Source organism: Arthrobacter tumbae, from assembly GCF_016907495.1.
In the GTDB taxonomy this organism is placed as follows: Bacteria; Actinomycetota; Actinomycetes; order Actinomycetales; family Micrococcaceae; genus Arthrobacter_D; species Arthrobacter_D tumbae.
In genome coordinates this window covers 312,546-331,478 of record NZ_JAFBCC010000001.1, presented here as the reverse complement: position 1 = coordinate 331,478, position 18,933 = coordinate 312,546, and the positions used below count along the sequence as shown (strand labels likewise).

The following is an 18,933-nucleotide window of genomic DNA, read 5'->3' as shown; positions in this document are numbered from 1 at the left end:
TCGCGAAGGGGCGGCCTTTCATTTCGTTACGGAGGCGGTTCATGTCGTCTGGATCCAGCACCACGGAACAGTCCAGCTCTGACACTTCATTCACCGAGTTCATCCAGCACTATTACCAGCACCTCGCGGATGACGACGCCAGCACCTACTCGCCGGACGCGCTAACCGAACGGGCGCTTGAGCACCGCTCGGTGGCCGCGATCCGGCCCGCGGGTGAGGCACTTGTTGGGGTCTTTGACCAGGATGACGCGAGCATTGTCATGATCGTCACTGACGATATGCCATTCCTCGTCGACTCCGTAACGGCGGAGCTTGTGGGGCAGCAGGCAGCAATTCGACTGGTGGTGCACCCCACGTTCGTCACAGTGCGTCACCGCTCGTCCCACGAACTCATGAGGCTCCGGCGCGTTCCTTCCTCCGCAGGTTCATCGAGCGGAGATACTGCAGCGCTACCAAACCTGGCCGATTTGGTGGCCGAGAGTGACGTGAGCGCGCACGTCGAGTCCTGGATCGCGGTCGAAATCGGCAGGATCGGCGACGAGACGCGGCGTGCAGAGATCATCGACGGCCTTCAGCGCGTCCTCTCCGACGTCCGTGCCGCAGTCGAGGACTGGGCGGCGATGCGCAGCAAACTGCGCGAAGTGTCGTCCACACTTCAGCAGGTGCCGGCAGATGCCGGAATACCCGGCCTCGAGCAGGCGCAGGAGCTGCTGGCATGGCTGGACGGAGGAAATTTCACGTTCCTCGGCTACAAGGAATACGACCTCGAGACGGAAAATGGTGAAGACGTTCTCCGCGTCCGTGACGACAGCGGGTTGGGCCTGCTGCGCCACCCGATCGATGGCCGGCCGGTCCAGCATCTGACCCAGGCCGGTCGCGCCAAAGCCCGTGAGAAGCAGCCGCTCGTCATCACCAAGGCCAATTCACGCTCGACGGTTCACCGGGCAGCCTACCTCGATTACATTGGCATCAAGCGGTTCGACAGCCAGGGCAACGTATGCGGGGAGCGACGGTTCATCGGACTGTTCGCCACGAGCGCATACACGGGGTCCGTTCGCAGCGTTCCGATTGTCCGGGATAAGGTGAACGAGGTATTGCATCGTTGCGGATTCCCAAGAGACTCCCATTCGGGCAAGGATCTGCTGTCCATCCTCGAGACGTATCCGCGGGATGAACTTTTCCAGGTCGATGTCGACGACCTCGTCTCGACGGCCATGGGCATCCTGAGACTTCAGGAGCGGCGCCGTACAAGGTTGTTCCTTCGACCGGATACCTATGGTCGGTTTATGTCGGCGCTGGTGTATCTTCCGCGGGACCGCTATACAACCAGTGTGCGGCTGCGCATCGAGGATGAGCTGCGGCGTACTTTCAAAGCAGAGTCCATCGATTACGAGGCACGGATGAGTGAATCCGCGCTCGCGCGACTGTTCTTCCGCATTCGGCTTCCCAAGGGCGCCGAAGTCGCGCATGTCGAGGTAGCCGAGCTTGAGCAGCGACTCGTAATGGCTGCCCGATCCTGGTCCGAGGGCATCGATGAAGTAGCACGGACCCGGTTCAACCGCCCTGATGCAGATCGATTCTCGCGTCTCTGGGCTGAGGCGTTTCCGGCTGCCTATCGTGTTGACTACGAAGTTGAGGACGCGCTCGAAGACATCGAACGGTTCGCGGTCTATGACCGCACGGAAACTACCGGTCCGATCATGCATGTATACGTCCCGTCCGGTGCAGGCGAACATCTGGAAGAGGACGCGCGGCTCAAGCTGTATCTCACCGAGCCGAAGAGCCTCAGCCAGATTCTGCCGTTCCTGCACAATCTCGGTCTGGAGGTCCTCGATGAACGTCCCTTCGAGATTGAGCGCTCCGACGGCAGGGATTTCTTCCTCTACGATCTTGGGCTCCGCTACCCACAGGGAATCGATCCGAAGGGTACGGGTGAATTGCTGGAGGAGGCGTTCGCCGCTGCTGTGGCTGGCGCCAGTGAATCCGACTCATTCGACCGACTCGTCCTGAAGGAAAACCTGCGTTGGCGGCAGGTTGCCATCCTTCGCAGCTATGCGAAGTACATGCGGCAAATGGGAAACATGAACTCCTACGGGTTCATCAGCGACACACTGTTGGCCAATCCCGAAGTGACGCGCAAGCTGGTTGCGCTCTTCGAGGGCCGCTTCGATCCCGACCTCAGTTCAGGGCAGCGCGAAGAAACGACGACGCGGGTGCGTCGCGAGTTGGACGCTGACCTGGAGCAGGTTCCTACACTGGACGCTGATAGGGTTCTTCGCACTTTCGCCAATGTCATCGAAGCGACGCTGCGGACGAACTATTTTCAGGAACGGCATCACATCAGTTACAAACTGGATACTTCTGCGATTGAGGGAGCTCCGCACCCGCGACCGAAGTTCGAAATCTGGGTGTATTCGCCTCAGGTGGAAGGTGTTCACCTGCGTTTCGGTGATATTGCGCGCGGCGGACTGCGCTGGTCCGACCGACGGGAGGACTTCCGCACGGAGATTCTTGGTCTGGTGAAAGCCCAGACAGTGAAGAACGCGGTCATCGTGCCCACTGGCGCCAAGGGCGGCTTCTACGCCAAGCAGCTGCCCGATCCTACACAGGATCGCGCAGCGTGGCTGGCGGAGGGTCAGGCAAGTTACCGCACTTTCATCCGTGCCCTCCTCGATATCACGGACAATCTTGTGACTACGGAGGATGGTGAGCAGGTGCTGCCGCCAGAAAGGGTGGTGCGGCACGACGGCGACGACAGCTATCTCGTAGTGGCCGCGGACAAGGGCACAGCTTCCTTCTCGGATATAGCCAACGAGCTCTCCGCTGAGTACGGCTTCTGGCTGGGAGATGCCTTTGCCTCGGGTGGTTCCGTGGGGTATGACCACAAGGCGATGGGAATCACAGCCCGCGGTGCGTGGGAATCGGTGAAGCGCCACTTCAGCGAATTCGGGGTAGACACGCAATCCGACGACTTCACCGTCGCCGGCGTAGGTGACATGAGCGGAGACGTCTTCGGTAACGGAATGCTGCTCTCGACGCACATCCGCCTCGTCGCGGCTTTCGATCACCGCCATATCTTCCTGGACCCGAGACCGGATGCATCGAGATCGTTCGATGAGCGCAAGCGTCTCTTCGAACTCCCGCGGTCCAGCTGGGCCGATTACAACCCGGAGCTGATCAGTGAGGGTGGAGGTGTGTACGCGCGCCATGTGAAGTCCGTACCGGTTTCCGCGCAGGTACGCGAAATACTTGGTCTTGATTCCTCGGTGTCGAGCATGAGTCCGCCGGAGCTTCTACGTGCGATCCTCAGCGCGCCGGTTGATCTTCTGTACAACGGCGGTATCGGCACATACGTGAAGGCTTCCACCGAGACCCATACCGACGTGGGTGACAAGGCGAACGACGCCATCAGGGTCAACGGAAACCAGTTGCGTGCACGTGTGGTCGGCGAGGGCGGGAACCTCGGGATGACCCAGCGCGGACGGATCGAGGCGGCGCTGAAGGGAGTAATCCTGAATACTGACGCGATCGATAACTCCGCAGGTGTCGATTGCTCTGATCACGAAGTCAACATCAAGATCTTCGTTGACCGGATGGTGCGCATCGGCCGGCTCCGCGAGGAAGAGCGCGCAGAGTTCCTGCACTCGATGACTGACGAAGTGGCTGAACTCGTTCTCCAGGACAATATCGACCAGAACGTACTGCTTCTCAACGACCGCCAGCGGGTTCTTGAGTGGAGCCCGAGCTTCGAGCGGCTGATGGACTGGCTTGAGTCCCATGCAGACCTCAACCGGGACCTGGAAGCACTTCCCACCACAGTTGAGCTCCGGTCACGGGTAGAGAACGGACAAGGCCTCACCGCGCCGGAGCTTTCGGTCATCGCCGCCTACGCCAAGATTGAGCTGACCAAGGCACTGACCCGCAGCGATCTCGCGGATGACCCCTGGTTCAAGGGCACCCTGCGGAGGTACTTCCCCCGCCAGGTTGTCGAACGGTTCGACGAGGAACTTGATACCCATCCTCTTCGCCGGGAAATTATCTCGACTGTTATCGCGAACGACATGATCAATATGGGCGGAATCACCTTCGTCTTCCGTGTGATGGAAGAAACCTCGGTCAACGAGTCCGTCGTCGCACGTGCATTTGTTGCACTGCGGGAGATCTACGAACTGGACCACATAGTCGAGGCTCTCTCGGAGCTTCCGCCAAGCTTCCCGACTGAGCATTGGGCGACAGTCCACCTCGACGTCCGGAGACTGCTGGACCGTGCTGTGCGGTGGTTTGTCAACCACGTGGGGCGTGGAACAACGGTGGAAGAAGACATTGCTGCCTTCAAACCGCTGATTGATGCGCTTCGTACCAAGCTCATCAACTACGTGCGCGGAGGGGACCTTGAACGGGTGCGAAGCTGGTTCCACCGCGCTGAGGAGTGGGGGCTGCCTGATTCGATCGCGCAGCACTGGGCGGAGCAGTTCGAATCATTCGGTCTGCTCGACGTTGCGCTTATCTCGCGTCGCGTCGATGAGCCGGTCGAGCGCATCGCCGAGGTGTACTACGCCATCTACGACCGCTTCAACGTGGACAACCTGCTTGAGCGCATCACTTCTCTGCCCAGGGAGGACCGTTGGCAGGCACTCGCTCGTGCTGCACTCCGCGATGATCTCTACTCGACGGTCTCTGAGATGACGGTGTCAGTCATGAACAGCTCGTCACATCTGGGATCATCGGAGGCGTCCATCAGGCTTCAGGAGTGGGAGAATCTCAACGCTGAGCACCTCGATCGGGCGAAGAAGATGTTCGCCGAAGTCAATCAGCTGGAACGCGACGACATGGCTTCCCTGTCCGTTGCATTACGCTTGCTGCGTTCAATCGTGCGGCAGTAAGGGAGGCATAGGTGGCAATCTTCACCGACCCGATCCGGGAACACACGGGTTTTGCGCCGGGAGATGCTGAGTGGCTGCATCTGTTGGTGGGGGACTGGCAGATGGTCGCAGACCTTGCATTCGCTGACCTTGCGCTGTGGTTTCCCCTTCACGACGGCGGCTATGTTGCCCTGGCACACGTGCGCCCTTCAACGTCGCACACCGTGTTTCACAGCGACTTCGTGGGCGAACGGATCCGTGCCGATCTTCAGCCACTGGTCGACAAAGCCTGGGAAAGCCAGCAGATCGAGCGTTCCGGGGAAACCAACTGGACCACAGAGATGGCGATGCGAGTCGAAGCGGTTCCCATGGTGCGAAACGGGAGAACGCTCGCCGTCGTGACGTCGCATATGGACCTATCCAGCTCGCGCATGCCATCCCGGCTGGAGCTGACCTACCGCCAGTGCGCGTATGATCTGCTGCGGATGGCAACTCTCGGCCTGTGGCCCGATTTTGCTACCCCCACTGGATCAAGGCGTGGTGCTCCGCGCGTGGGCGACGGACTGATCCGGCTCGATGTTGACGGCGTGGTGCAGTACGCCAGCCCTAACGGTGTCTCGGCATTCCGAAGGCTGGGCGACGTTGAAACGCTTGAGGGCCGTCCGCTCGCCGAGATCGTGACGTCCTTGCTGACGGACCGGAGGGTGGTCGACGAGACCCTTCCCCTCGTGCTGACAGGGAAGATGCCCTGGCGGACGGAAATCGAATCGCGGGGCGTCAGTCTGTCCCTGCGTGCCATTCCGCTGCGCGATGAGAAGGAGCGTTTCGGTGCCCTCGTGCTCTGCCGCGATGTGTCTGAGCTCAGGCGCCGGGAAATGGAGTTGGTCTCCAAGGACGCCACCATCCGCGAAATTCACCATCGTGTGAAAAACAACCTGCAGACCGTCGCCGCACTGCTGAGAATGCAGTCTCGTCGAATGGTGAGCGACGAGGCCAAGCTGGGTCTGGAACAGGCTATGCGACGGGTCGCCACCATTGCCCTCGTGCACGAGACCCTGTCGCAGGGTCTCTCCCAGAGTGTGGACTTTGACGAGCTCATTGCACGCCAGTTCCGGCTGTCCGCTGAAGTAGCCTCGCCCAACCAGGCGGTGCGCACTGAGCGGGCAGGGGAGTTCGGCGAGCTGCCCAGCGACTTCGCTACCCCGCTTGCGCTGGTCATCAATGAGCTGGTGACAAACGCCGTCGAACATGGACTGGCGGACCAGCCGGGTACAGTGTGGCTGAAAGCCGACCGAAGCGTGGGCGACGACGGCGAGATGCTCACCGTATCAATCATGGACGACGGCGCCGGCCTGCCCACTGACGGCTACAGCGAGGGACTTGGTCTGCAGATCGTTCGGACGCTGGTGATGAGTGAGCTCGGCGGAACGATCGAATGGACCTCCCGTGAGGGAGGGGGCACGGTCGTGTCCATTGAGATGGGCATCCCGGGAGCACGCCGCAAAACGGGAGCATCGGCGCCCACTCCGCACAGGAACTGACGCATTGCACCACAGATAGAGGAACTGCAGACAAGGGAAAGGGAGGGCATCGCTCGATGCCCTCCCTTTCCTGTGTCTATTAGCGCAAACTCGTCAGGAGGCGCGACGTGCGCGGGCCGCGCGCCGTTTGAGCGCGCGTCGCTCATCTTCGCTCAGGCCACCCCATACGCCAGCGTCCTGGCCAGATTCGATTGCCCACTGGAGACAGGTGTCCACCACCTGGCAGCGGCGGCAAACGCTCTTCGCTTCTTCGATTTGAAGCAGGGCAGGCCCTGTGTTGCCGACCGGGAAGAACAGTTCCGGGTCTTTGTCTAGGCAGGCAGCGCGGCTACGCCAGTCCATGCTGATCACTTTCTCCTTACGACTCGCGAGCTTTGTGAAAACATTCACGAGGGGTGTCATAGTAAAGGGGGCCACTACGGCCCCCGCATTTTCCTTCATTAAGGCTGTCACGTTAAGAACACGCAAACAAGGGGTAGCCGGAAGGTAATTGCCTCAAACCATGAGGGATGCGTCACACAGTTGACATCAGGTAAAGCAGTCGTAGCTGTGAACGACTATGTCCGGTAGGGTGCGACTGTGTCAAGACCCGTACCCCTGCCTCAGCACGATGGAACAACCCGGCCGGTGGGGGTGACAATCATCGCGGCAATTCTGCTCTGCGAGGCAGCAGCCCTCCTCGCCGCCGCCGGCTGGTTTGCCTTCGGCCTGATGACAAGCACACCCACCTCGCTGGGTGGCGCGGTTTTCATGCTGGTCCTTCTGCTTCTCTTCGCAGGTTGGCTTCTGACCGTGGCCCACTTTTTCTTTCGTGGCTACCGTTGGACACGATCAGCGGCCCTCGTCTTCCAGTTCTTCGTGATCGTTGTGGCCATACCCACGTTGACCGGCGGAATCATCTGGGTCGGTCTTCTGCTCCTGGTTCCCGCTGTGGTCGTGATACACCAGCTCTTCACCCGTCCGGTGGTCGCGTTCACCACAGCGACCGCTGACGGCACGCCGATGTTGTGACGGAGAGCTGTCAGGAAGGCCCGTGAAGCCTCCTGACCTGAACGCCGTCTTCGCATGTCGCGATCTGGATCTCCAGCACTCCGTTCGAATCCACCAGAACGCCCCGTCCCGGCGGCGCCATGCCGTCCACATCGACGCGCAATCCGAAGGCATCGCCATCGACCGCAGACCTGGGTCCGAGGACGATTCCCAGCGGATTGGTGCGAAGGGCAGCCAGGGCGGGGCTGGTCGCAATTGCGGGGGATGGCGAGCAAGCGAGGACCGCCCGCGCGCCGCTCATCAGAAGCACGGCGAGCTGTTGATGAACATCGCGCGGCAACAGGTCGGCGTCATCGACAAGTAAGAGATCGTCCTCGCTTGTCCCGGCGATGGCGACACGCTTCCAGAAGGTTGCGTCGTCTTCTCCGTCGGGCCGTAGGCAGTTGACTGACGAAGGGGCCAGATGCGCTATGACGTCAAGCGTTTGCGATTTGCCCGTGCCACTGGCCCCTACGATGAGCGCCGCGGTCCGTGGTGGAATCGTTAGTTCTGCAGGAGCGAGAGCGTCGCCGCCTTTGCCAACCGGAAGCCGGATTGACCGCTTGCCCTTTGACCCCGGTTCAAGCTCGGCAATGCTCACAATGCGCGGAAGTACTGCAACTGGAAAGGGCTGCTGTTCCGGCTGCCGGGGAGGCACGGGGCAGGGATCCATGAGAAGTTGCGCCACCGCATCGCCGTCGGCACTGATGCGACCCCGGACGAAGGCGCGGCCGGGCATGGACTCAATGGCAGGAAGCTTCGGCCAGCTGAGTAGCGCCTCGGCACTGGCGCCGAGCGGAAGGTACAAGCGGTTGGGCAGCATGGAGAAGAACCGGCTGGCGATGAGGTCCCGCTCTCCCGAAATAACGAGTGTGATTCCGGCGGCTTCGCCATCCCGCGCGATGTCCTGGAGCGCGTCTTCAGCTCTCGCGAACCGGCTGGATCGAAACGCGGTTGCCCATCTACCCCAGCCCGTAATGACAACGGTGATGTGTGGAGCAGCCTCAGCAAGTCCTGGAGCCCCGTTGAGACGATCGACGAGGAGCTCGGCGATCCGTTCCAGGACGCGGGCGGCTCGTTTGACTTCGGTGGCGGCTACCCAGGCGCCAACCTGCGGAGCGTCGCTGACCGCGCGCAGGCTCGAGTCGCCGTCGAGCAGGTACAGGTGCCCGTCGGGCAGCGCCCGGAGATGTTCGGCAGACACGTAGGAGAGGACTCCGGCCAACCCGCTGCCGGGCTGTCCGACGAGCGCAAGATGGGAGTGTTGAGCGGGTTCCCACGCGAGGGGACGCTGCTCCTGCTGCTCAGGAATGTCCAGCAGGCCAAGCTGGAGAATGTTTGGCGGCACCGCAATGGAACGGGCGATCGTAGCGGGCAACGTCGGACGCACGGGTGCACGCAATGGCGGCAGCGGCAAGGTCCGTGAGGCGGAGATGGCAGAGGCGACCAGAGCATGAAGGCTATCCACCGCGCTTGGCTCTCCTTCGTGCGCCCGGTGTCTCGCCCTATCGAAGGAGATGTCTGCATCAGAGCCACTGGCCAGGAAAGAAGCGAAGGTCATGATGCGGGGTGCCAGCGAGGCAGTGCCGGGCGCCGTCGTCGTCGCTGTCTGGAATTCGATGGGCTGCCCGGAGGCGATGCGCAGGAATCCACGGCCGGGCAGGTTGACCGGGATGGAGGAGGCGGCTGCTGACTCAAGCACGTCCTGGGACTCCATCGCTGATTGAACTCTCAGGGCAACACTTGCAGTGATGTTTGCTCGAATGTCGGACGTGATCGCGCCCTGCGGGCGCTGCGTTGCAAGGACGAGATGCATTCCCAGCGATCGTCCGAGGGTTGCAATCCGCATTAGTTCATGGACGGAACCGGGAACTTCGTCACTGAGCATCCGAAACTCGTCAATCACGGTGATCAGGCGGGGAAGCGGCCTGGAACTGCGCTCGCTGTATTCAAGGTAATCGGCGGCGCCAACGTCTGCAAAGAGCGCCTCCCGCCGTTTGACCTCGGCTTTGAGCGAGACGAGGGCGCGCGAGACGGCCGCTGCAGACAGATCGGTGAGCATGCCGGTGACGTGCGGCAAGGGTGCAAGCACGCCGAGACCGGAGCCTCCCTTGAAGTCGATGAAGAGAAAGTTCAGGTTTCCAGGGGAGTGGTTGAGCGCGAGGCCGAGGACCAGAGTTCGCAGGAACTGGGATTTGCCGGCACCCGTAGTGCCGGCGACGAGCATGTGCGGACCGTCGGTGACCAGATCAAAGGTCAGAGGTCCCGCAGACGATGATCCGATAGCCGTGGTCATCCGGGCGTTATCCGGGGAGGCACGCCACCGTGCAGCAATGCTTTCGCTGCCGCACGGGATCAGATCCGGGAGAGCGACAGCCTCCGGGACCGGTGCCTGGGTGCCTGCCGCCGCTTGCGGGGAGGCATGGGTTCCCATTGCGCGAGCCAGTAGCTCGAACGTATCCGACCGCACGAAGTCGGGCTGGAAGCGGACGGTGCCCTCGGGGTTCGTGAGCAGGGGGTCGGGAGGGAAGTAGTCGATGGCCCAGGGACCCTTTTCCCGGTCGTTGGACGTGGAGAAACGGTAGGCGCGAACGCCTTTCACCTCCGCTGCCGTGCCGGCGCCGAAGAGCAGGACGGTGGAGTACCGGCCGGAGGCGGCGAGTTCCGCGAATCGTGCGCGATCTGCGACGAGGGTGACCCGTGGCAGGAACCGGGCTGCCTCCGGAAGGTCTGTGCGGGCGTCGAAACAGAGAATCTCTCCGGCTTCGGACAGGGCGGAGAGCTGCAGAATCAGGAGGCGGGCGACATCGGGAAGGATGTGTTGCGGACCACGGATGTCCACATTGACGGGTTCCCCGCCTCCCGGTACAACCAACGGGATCAGCACGGGCGCGGCCGGGATGATGGGTGGCCGCCAATCCACCGGCTCGGGTTTGGGCTGAACATTGGCGGGCTGGTCAGCGATGCCCAGTCTCAGATAGCGCCCGCCCGGGCTCAGCTGTGATGTATACCCGGAAGCGGTCGTCTGCGGACGAAGGGCCGCGAGGGTGAGGCCGCCCGCGTCCGGTGCTGCGCGTCGTCGTCGTTTCCTGTCTTTGGCCACCGCGGCTGCTACCGCATAGTCGAACGCGCGGCGTTTCTTTCGTCCGGTGATGAGCGGAACCATCCCGGTGGCGGCGGAGAGCGCGCTGAACGCCAGGAAAAACCACATCCCGGTGGTCACGGCGAGCACGATGCCGAGTACGAGGGGTAGGAAGGCAGTGAGGATCAGTAGCCGGCTGCTTTCCGGCGGCGGGGGAGCGCTGACTTCGCAGGGTTCGGTGAGGTCCTCGGCGAGTGGCGGATCATCGGCGGTATGTGCGAGCACGACGGCGCAGCGGCTGCTCCCGATGCGGATGTCGGAGTCGGTGGTGATGGGGATTCGCTCGGCTCTGGCGCCGTTGACCCAGATGCCGTTTGACGACTGCCGGTCGCGGAGGGTCAGCGCGTCATTGGTGACCGTGAGTACGGCGTGGACGCGTGAGAGATCGGGGTCGTGGATGGTGATGTCTGCAGCGCTGCGACCGATCGTGTAGACGCCGCGCGAGAGCGGTATGGCCTTGCCGGCGTCGGGCCCGGACCGGACGAGAAAGAGCAGGCTGCCGGGAGAGGACGGGCGCGTGCTCGGGTGTGCACCCGTGGCAGCGACGATCACCGCGCCGGATGTGAGGGGTGGTACGCCTGGCTGCAGCTCAGCGAGCGGCTTCCCATCGATGAGGAGGTGGTGGGTGCCGGCCCGGCTGGAGAGCTGTTCGTGCAGCTGGCTGCCGCTCGCGAGGTGCGCCTTCGTGATGATCAATTCTTCTGTAGGTTGGCCTCCTGGCAGCTGCACGCCGGGACCTGCGGCGAGCGTGACGTGCAGATCCATGGTCCGAGCCTAGGGGCTGCCATGGCCCGGTTTGTTGGGCCGCATCAGATCTGTGGATAAGGTCGCGGTGCGAGGGCGTCGGTTGCCATCTCGGTTGAATCGGGCGATATCGCGATCGGGACGATAGGCTTGGCTACTGGATCTGGAGCTGTGTCTGCTCCACGTACAGAGAAAAGGTCATTCCGTCGTGAAGATTGCTGTCATTGCCCTTGGGAAGATCGGTCTGCCGCTGGCAGTCCAGTTCGCGTCAAAGGGCCACGAAGTGGTGGGCGTGGACGTCAACGCCACGGTCGTCGAGTCCATCAATAACGCGGTCGAGCCATTCCCCGGTGAAGCGCACCTTCAGGAGAAGCTTTCCGAGCTGGTTCCTGCGGGTAAACTCCGGGCGACAACCGACTACGGGCAAGCTGTTCCCAACGCTGACGCCGTGGTCTTGGTGGTGCCCTTGTTCGTTGACGCTGATGCCAACCCGGACTTCGGATGGATGGACGGAGCCACTGCCGAGCTTGCCAAGCACCTCACTGCGGGCACGCTCGTCTCCTATGAGACAACCCTCCCGGTGGGCACCACCCGTGATCGTTGGAAGCCGATGCTGGAGGAGGGTTCCGGTCTGGTCGAAGGCAAGGACTTCCATCTGGTGTTCTCACCGGAGCGTGTACTGACCGGACGTGTCTTCGAAGATCTCCGCAAATATCCCAAGCTGGTCGGTGGGCTTTCTGACGACGGCGCCAAGAAGGCCGTTGAGTTCTACGAGGCAGTACTCGATTTCGATGACCGGGCCGATCTGGTCCGCGGAAACGGTGTCTGGGACCTCGGATCAGCCGAAGCATCTGAGCTTGCCAAGCTTGCTGAGACGACCTACCGCGATGTCAACATCGGGCTGGCGAACCAATTCGCACGCTTCGCCGCGACTGCGGGCATAGACATTTATCAGGTGATCGAGGCCTCGAACTCCCAGCCGTACAGCCACATTCATCAGCCGGGCATCGCCGTCGGCGGCCACTGCATTCCCGTCTACCCGCGTCTGTATCTGTGGAATGATCCGTCGGCGACGGTTGTACGGGCCGCCCGTGAAGCCAATGCAGGTATGCCGGAGTACACCATCGGGCTGCTGGAAGGCGCCCATGGGGATCTGGGCGGTGCGACCGTCGTCGTGCTTGGCGCTGCCTACCGCGGTGAGGTCAAGGAAACGGCCTTCTCAGGTGTCTTTGCGACGGTTGACGCGCTGAAGGAGCGCGGCGCGAAGGTACTGGTGCACGATCCGATGTACACCGATGAAGAGCTCTCCGCTCTTGGATTCGATGCCTACCATGTTGGCGATCCGGTGGACGCTGCCGTCGTGCAGGCGAACCATGCGGAGTACGCACACTTGAAGCCGACAGATCTGCCCGGGGTGAAGACGTTCATCGACGGCCGTCGCGTGAGCAGCGCGGATAAGTGGGCTGGAGTTACCTACCGGGTCATCGGCAAGGCCTGATCGCAACGAAAGGTAGTCGCATGACTTACATCGCTGATAGCGCCGATGTGTCGGATCGGGCGGAACTAGGTGAAGGCACAAAAGTATGGCATCTCGCGCAGGTGCGGGAGAATGCCAAACTGGGATCCAACTGCATTGTCGGACGTGGGGCCTACATCGGTACAGGCGTCTCGATGGGGGAGAACACCAAGGTCCAGAACTACGCGCTGGTGTATGAGCCGGCGTCGCTCGGCAAGGGCGTGTTCGTCGGTCCTGCCGTTGTCCTTACCAACGACACCTATCCGCGATCGATTTCGCCGGACGGCACGTTGAAGAGCGCACACGACTGGATTCCGGTCGGAGTCACCGTCGAGGACGGTGCGTCCATCGGTGCTCGTGCTGTGTGCGTGGCTCCCGTGACGATCGGTGCATGGGCGACGGTTGCCGCCGGCGCAGTTGTCACCAAGGACGTTCCTGCCTATGGGCTGGTGGCTGGAGTACCTGCCCGCCGTCTCGGGTGGGTAGGCAAGGCAGGTCACCCGCTCAAGAAGCAGGACGGTCTGTGGGTCTGTCCCGAGACCGGTGAGAAATATCGCGAAGCACACGGAACACTGGCACCAGTAGAGGATCAGAAATGAGCACAGGATTCATTCCGGCGGCTAAGCCGATCGTAGGAGACGAGGAGCGTGCGGCCGTCGATGCGGTGCTCGTGTCCGGCATGCTGGCGCAGGGCGCTGAAGTTGCGGAGTTCGAGAAAGAGTTCTCGGAAGTCCTTCTCGACGGTCGTGCGTCCGTCGCCGTGAACTCGGGCACCTCCGGACTGCATCTCGGTCTGCTGGCCGCGGGTGTTGGTCCGGGAGACGAGGTCATCGTTCCGTCATTCACGTTTGCTGCAACCGCGAATTCTGTGGCGCTTACCGGTGCGACGCCGGTCTTTGCTGACATTGAGCTCGACCACTACTGCCTGGATGTCGCTCACGTAGAGTCGCTGATTTCCGACAAGACCAAGGGAATCATGCCGGTGCACCTGTACGGGCACCCGGCGAACGTTGTCGCGTTCCGGGAACTTGCTGACTCCCGCGGGATCAAACTGTTTGAGGACGCGGCACAGGCTCATGGAGCTGCGCTGGATGGCCGAAAGGTCGGCACCTTCGGTGATTTCGCCATGTTTTCGCTGTATCCCACGAAGAACATGACCTCAGGCGAGGGCGGCATGGTGTCCACCGGTGACGCCACGGTTGAGCGGAACCTTCGGCTGCTGCGGAACCAGGGCATGGAGCGCCAGTACGAGAACGAACTGGTGGGGTTCAATGCGCGCATGACCAATCTTCACGCTGCGATCGGGCGAGTCCAGTTGACGAAGGTGCTCGGGTGGACTGCACAGCGCCAGTCGAACGCCCAGTTCCTCAACGACAACCTCGAAGGGGTAGGCATACCGGTGGTGGCCGAGGGCGCTGAGCACGTGTACCACCAGTACACAGTCCGTATCCCGGGAGATCGGGACGGTTTCGCAGCGGCCTTGAAGGATGAGTACAACATCGGCAGCGGGGTCTACTACCCGATTCCGAATCACCGACTGCCCTCGTTCAACCGGACCGAGGACCTCCCGAGCACGGAGATCGCGGCACGCGAGGTGCTCTCGCTTCCGGTGCATCCCTCACTCGATGACGAGGACCTGGACCGGATCGTGACAGCCGTGAACAAGCTCGCCGGAGCGGGTGCGTAATGGGGGACCTTCGGGTAGGCATTATCGGTTTGGGGATGATGGGCCGTCATCACGCTCGCGTTGTGCGTGAGCTTGATGGTGTCCAGTTAGTTGCCGTTGCAGATGCGTACGGAGATCCGCATGGTGTCGCCGGGGACTTGCCGTTGTGCGGCTCCGTCGATGAGCTGATCGCGCAGGGAATCGACATGGCCGTGTGTGCCGTGCCCACCGGGTTGCATGAGGAAGTCGGTCTTGCTCTCGCCGCTGCAAACGTGCACACGATGGTTGAGAAGCCGATCGCATCTACGATCGAGGGCGGCGTCAAGCTCGCTGATGCCTTCGAAGCTGCCGGTTTGGTTGGCGCTGTGGGGCACATCGAACGGTTCAACCCCGCGTTGCAGTCGCTGCGGTTCCGCATTGAGAACGGCGATCTTGGTGACGTTTACCAGGTCGCGACCCGCCGGCAGGGGCCGTTCCCCTCTCGGATTGCTGACGTCGGCGTGGTGAAGGATCTCGGGACTCACGATATCGATCTCACCGCCTGGCTGGCGCAGTCGCCCTATGAATCGGTTTCCGCGCGCACGAGCACGCGCTCCGGGCGTCCTCACGAAGACATGGTGACCGCCTCCTGCCAGCTGGAAAACGGCGTCATCACCTCTCATCTTGTGAACTGGCTCTCCCCAATGAAAGAGCGCCTGACTGTCGTGACCGGGGAAAAGGGTGCTTTTGTCGCCGATACGCTGACAGCCGATCTGACGTTCTACGAGAACGGGACAATCAACACGGAGTGGGAAGCGGTGTCGAATTTCCGCGGCGTGAGCGAAGGTAATATCACCCGTTTGGCGCTCACCAAGCGCGAGCCATTAAAAGCTGAGCATGAAGCGTTCCTCGATGCTGTGCTCGGCAAGCGCAATGACGTCGTGACTATGCGTGAGGGCCTCAATACCCTGCGTGTGGCAGAGGCGATGATCGAGTCATCCCGGACCGGGCACATGGTGGACGTTACCGCGTGAGTCTGCGAGTAATCCTTGCCACAAGACTCTTTCCACCGGAAGTTGGTGCCGCAGCCTTCCGGCTCAAGGCACTTGCGACGGCGCTGCAGGAGTCCGGGGTAGCAGTCAAGGTCCTGACCTCTGTACCGCCAGCCGAGTACACGGTCGAGTCAGGAGTCTCGCGGTGGCCCGTCCTGCGAGACTCGGGCGGAAACGTCAGGGGATACGTCCAGTATTTGAGCTTCGACGCTCCCTTGTTTTTTCGGCTGCTTTTTAGCCGCGCGGATGTGGTGGTTTCTGAGCCTCCGCCCACGACCGGTCTCGTCGTAGCCGTGACTTCATGGCTCAGGAGACGCCCCTACGTCTATTACGCTGCGGACATCTGGACCGACGCGCTGATTGCGATAGGCGCTGCAGCGCCGGTTGTAGCGGTCATGCGTTGGATAGAGGGCGTAGCCGTCAGGAACGCTGCTCACGTGGTGGCCATATCCGAGGGAGTGGCGGACCGCATCTCCCAGTTTCGTGTTGCCCCCGGACGCGTAAGCGTGGCCGGCAACGGTATAGACACCGACACTTTCAGGCCCGATGGCGAAACCAAGACCCCCGGGCACCCTTACTTCGTCTACACCGGGACGATGTCCGAGTGGCAAGGCGCAGAAGTCTTCATTCAAGCACTGACGACTCTTGACGATCGGCCCGACGTGCGGCTGTACTTCTTCGGTCAGGGATCCTCAGAAGGTGCGCTTCGAGCGTTAGCCGAACGCGTCGCACCCGGTCGGGTAACCTTCGGCGGTGTGATCTCCCCTCAAGAAAGCGCCGCCTGGATCCGCGGAGCTGCGGGTGCTCTTGTAAGCATTGTTCCTGGACAGGGTTATGATTTCGCGAAACCCACAAAGATCTATGCGGCTGCGGCTTGTGGAACCCCGGTAGTGTACGCGGGCGCGGGAGAGTGCGCTTCAATGGTGGCGGAGAATCATCTGGGAGAAAGTGTGCCGTTCGAACCGCGACAGGCGGCCCAAGCCATGCGGCGTCTTCTCGAAGGGGAAGACCCCCATCGCGACGCCCGCATCAGCTGGGTGGATAAGAATGCGTCTTTGCAGACAGCGGGCGAACGTGCCGCCGCGGCTGTTTTAGCCACGCGAGCTCAGGGACGCGGCTGAAACAGCGGCGCGTACATGTGGACCTGTGGGCTTACTGCGTCTGATTCAGTAGTGCTGTGACAACTTGCTGTGCAGCCTGCCCGGATCCATACGGAGCAGCGTTGGTTGGAGCAGGCGCCGAGCGTGTTGCGGCCGGCCCTAGTTGGCCAAGATCATCGGAGACCAGCACGTTCCAACCGAGGTCCACAGTCTCCACCCATTCGGTTTCTGGTCTGACCGTCGTGCAGGGAACCCGCAACAGGAAGGCTTCCTTTTGAAGACCGCCGGAATCAGTGACCACACCGGCGGAGTGCTGGACTGCGTTGATTAGTTGTGGGTATGCAAGCGGGTCGATGGAGATGAGCGATCCCTGATTGAGGGAAATGCCGTGTTCTTCCGCAAGCGCACGTAGACGCGGGTGTGCCAGTAGAAGTACTGGCTTGTCGAGCCCTGCAAGCTGGGTCAAGATCTCGGAAAGGCGATTGGCATCATCCGTATTGTCCGGACGATGAATGGTGCTCACGTAATACTCGCTGGCGGCAAGTCCCTGCGGAAGCGGTTCCTGCTTTAAGTTGACTGCATCGCGCGTAAGGAATAATACGTCTGTCATTACGTCGCCGACCAGCACGCTGCGCCCAGCCAAGCCTTCGGCCGCCAAGTGCTTCATCGCGACTTCGGTGGGAGCGAGAAGAAGATCCGCTGCGTGATCAGTGAGAACCCGGTTGTGTTCTTCCGGCATGCGCCGATTGAATGATCGCAAACCTGCCTCAAGATGTGCGACAGGAATGTGCATCTTTACCGCCGCGATTGCCGCGGCCAGGGTTGAGTTCGTGTCTCCGTACACGAGCACGCAGTCCGGACGAGACTGCTCCAAAACGTCTTCGAGCCCGGAGAGCATCGCGCCGGTTTGCCTGCCATGCGGGCCTGACCCCACGGCTAAATTAAAGTCCGGCGCCGGAATGCCTAGATCGTTGAAAAAAACGTCTGACATGAGTTCGTCGTAATGCTGGCCGGTGTGGGCGATCAGATGATCCGCCTTGCCCTGCAATGCAGAGGCGATAGGAGCCAACTTCACGAACTGAGGGCGCGCACCTACAACGCTGAGAATTCGCATGGTTTCCACTCTACCGGCTTGCTGGGCGGCTTCGTTCGAGGAGCAGCCGACGCACAATACCGCGGGCCACTTCGCTATCCGACTCCGAACTCAACGCCTGCGCTGCATGATGAGTGTTCTGTTTGTACGTCCAAATCTGATCTCGTGACAGCGATTTGATCGCCGACGCAAGCGACCCGGCGGAGAAATCCTCGGTGACCACTCCGACGTGGTGCTCCTCAATAAGGCGAGAGGTCTCGGGCGAGGGACTGAAAACGATTCCGAGACGCGCCTGAACAAAGTCGAAAAACTTATTTGGCAGCATCAGAGCCTGATTGCGCGTCTGTGGCGGGAGGCTATAGATGCCGAGATCGTAATCGTTCAATACCTCGGGCAGCTCATGTGGAGCTACGGAGGGGAGAAAGCGGATCTGTTCGTTCCCTGCTGCAAGGTGCTGGATCTGCCGCAAATAGCGACCGTTGTCTCGTGCCTCAATAAGATAGAAATCGAGTGTATATCCCGGCCCAAGGAGACCTACCGCTTCGATCATGCCCTCCAGATTGCGCCCGGGCACGGCAGCTCCGCTGTGAACCAGACGGATTGGCCCGTCAGTGAGTGGCTCAGGAACGAGTTCGACGTACGGGCGGGCATTCCGAACAGTCTCAGTACTGCAGGAAAAATGCTCCTGATACAGCTCAGCGATTGAGTCATTGACCACAGAGATTGCTTCAGTTTTAGGTAGATATCGCTTGCAGATGCTAGTCATGAGCGGCGCGACGAGAAGCTTCCAGGAGAGCACCTGCACTCTCTCTTCCGGAGCCCATTCGTGCATGTCTCCCCAAATCGGCGTTCCGCCTGCGATGTAGTGCGCAAGAGGGAGGGCCCGTGCTTCGTTCGCAACAATGAGATCGAATCGGCGCCCCTTGACTAGAGCAAGGGCACGTTGCACTGCTGGGGCTGCCAGCTCGGCTTTGGAATGCCATCTGATAGCGAGGAGAGCCACTCCCAGTGGTGTCTGAGGGAGCGATGCGAGCTTCGTATCGACTTCAAGATGATCTGCTGCCGCAGCTGGCTGCGCACCGTAGGAGAGAGTAGTTACATCGCCGAATTCGGCCAGCAAGTCGAGTTGCCTCAAGACGCGGGAATCCGCAGTTATCTCAGAGAAGGAGATGCAGAGTATTTTCGGGCGCATAAGCACAACTCTAGACG

The 18,933-nt window shown here is 61.3% G+C and carries 12 protein-coding genes; 8 read left to right on the top strand and 4 right to left on the bottom strand.

Annotated features, from left to right (window positions below; all coding sequences use genetic code 11):
• The first annotated feature begins 41 nt into the window (after positions 1-41).
• Together JOD47_RS01535 and JOD47_RS01530 are read left to right on the top strand one after the other, a co-directional pair.
• Complete coding sequence (locus JOD47_RS01535; RefSeq protein ID WP_204531327.1) at positions 42-4,883, top strand: NAD-glutamate dehydrogenase; 4,842 nt, start codon at positions 42-44, stop codon at positions 4,881-4,883.
• An 11-nt stretch (positions 4,884-4,894) separates the two neighbouring features.
• A complete protein-coding gene (locus JOD47_RS01530; RefSeq protein WP_204531325.1) occupies positions 4,895-6,403 on the top strand; it encodes a sensor histidine kinase in 1,509 nt (502 codons plus the stop codon).
• A 93-nt stretch (positions 6,404-6,496) separates the two neighbouring features.
• On the opposite strand, the gene JOD47_RS01525 is transcribed toward JOD47_RS01530, so the two are convergent.
• A complete protein-coding gene (locus JOD47_RS01525) occupies positions 6,497-6,745 on the bottom strand; it encodes a WhiB family transcriptional regulator (protein WP_019483052.1) in 249 nt (82 codons plus the stop codon).
• 237 nt (positions 6,746-6,982) lie between these two features.
• Here JOD47_RS01525 and JOD47_RS01520 point away from each other — a divergent pair, with 237 nt between their 5' ends.
• Entirely contained in the window at positions 6,983-7,414 is a 432-nt protein-coding gene (locus JOD47_RS01520) for a hypothetical protein (RefSeq protein ID WP_307836166.1), read from the top strand.
• Positions 7,415-7,424: 10 nt separating this feature from the next.
• On the opposite strand, the gene JOD47_RS01515 is transcribed toward JOD47_RS01520, so the two are convergent.
• Positions 7,425-11,339 carry a type VII secretion EssC family protein gene (locus tag JOD47_RS01515; RefSeq protein WP_204531323.1) on the bottom strand — a complete coding sequence of 1,305 codons (3,915 nt, stop codon included), beginning with the start codon at positions 11,337-11,339 and terminating at the stop codon, positions 7,425-7,427.
• Between the two features lie 187 nt (positions 11,340-11,526).
• Between JOD47_RS01515 and JOD47_RS01510 the strand changes: the two genes are divergently transcribed.
• The 5 genes from JOD47_RS01510 to JOD47_RS01490 are packed head-to-tail and all read left to right on the top strand — an operon-like array spanning position 11,527 to position 16,652.
• A complete protein-coding gene (locus tag JOD47_RS01510) occupies positions 11,527-12,816 on the top strand; it encodes a nucleotide sugar dehydrogenase (protein ID WP_204531320.1) in 1,290 nt (429 codons plus the stop codon).
• 20 nt (positions 12,817-12,836) lie between these two features.
• The gene (locus tag JOD47_RS01505; protein ID WP_204531318.1) at positions 12,837-13,433 is read left to right on the top strand and encodes an acyltransferase; all 597 of its coding nucleotides are present in this window, start codon (positions 12,837-12,839) and stop codon (positions 13,431-13,433) included.
• On the top strand, positions 13,430-14,521 hold the full coding sequence (locus JOD47_RS01500) for a DegT/DnrJ/EryC1/StrS family aminotransferase (RefSeq protein ID WP_204531316.1): 1,092 nt from the start codon (positions 13,430-13,432) through the stop codon (positions 14,519-14,521). The genes JOD47_RS01505 and JOD47_RS01500 overlap by 4 nt, the downstream gene beginning before the upstream one ends.
• Positions 14,521-15,513: a Gfo/Idh/MocA family protein gene (locus tag JOD47_RS01495; RefSeq protein ID WP_204531314.1), complete on the top strand. Its 993-nt coding sequence runs from the start codon at positions 14,521-14,523 to the stop codon at positions 15,511-15,513. The genes JOD47_RS01500 and JOD47_RS01495 overlap by 1 nt, the downstream gene beginning before the upstream one ends.
• Positions 15,510-16,652, top strand: a complete 1,143-nt coding sequence (locus tag JOD47_RS01490) for a glycosyltransferase family 4 protein (RefSeq protein WP_204531312.1) — start codon at positions 15,510-15,512, stop codon at positions 16,650-16,652. Before JOD47_RS01495 ends, JOD47_RS01490 begins: the two co-directional genes overlap by 4 nt.
• A gap of 31 nt (positions 16,653-16,683) precedes the next feature.
• On the opposite strand, the gene wecB is transcribed toward JOD47_RS01490, so the two are convergent.
• Together wecB and JOD47_RS01480 are read right to left on the bottom strand one after the other, a co-directional pair.
• The gene (gene wecB / locus JOD47_RS01485) at positions 16,684-17,745 is read right to left on the bottom strand and encodes a non-hydrolyzing UDP-N-acetylglucosamine 2-epimerase (protein WP_204531311.1); all 1,062 of its coding nucleotides are present in this window, start codon (positions 17,743-17,745) and stop codon (positions 16,684-16,686) included.
• Between the two features lie 10 nt (positions 17,746-17,755).
• The gene (locus JOD47_RS01480) at positions 17,756-18,916 is read right to left on the bottom strand and encodes a glycosyltransferase family protein (RefSeq protein WP_204531310.1); all 1,161 of its coding nucleotides are present in this window, start codon (positions 18,914-18,916) and stop codon (positions 17,756-17,758) included.
• Positions 18,917-18,933 lie beyond the last annotated feature (17 nt).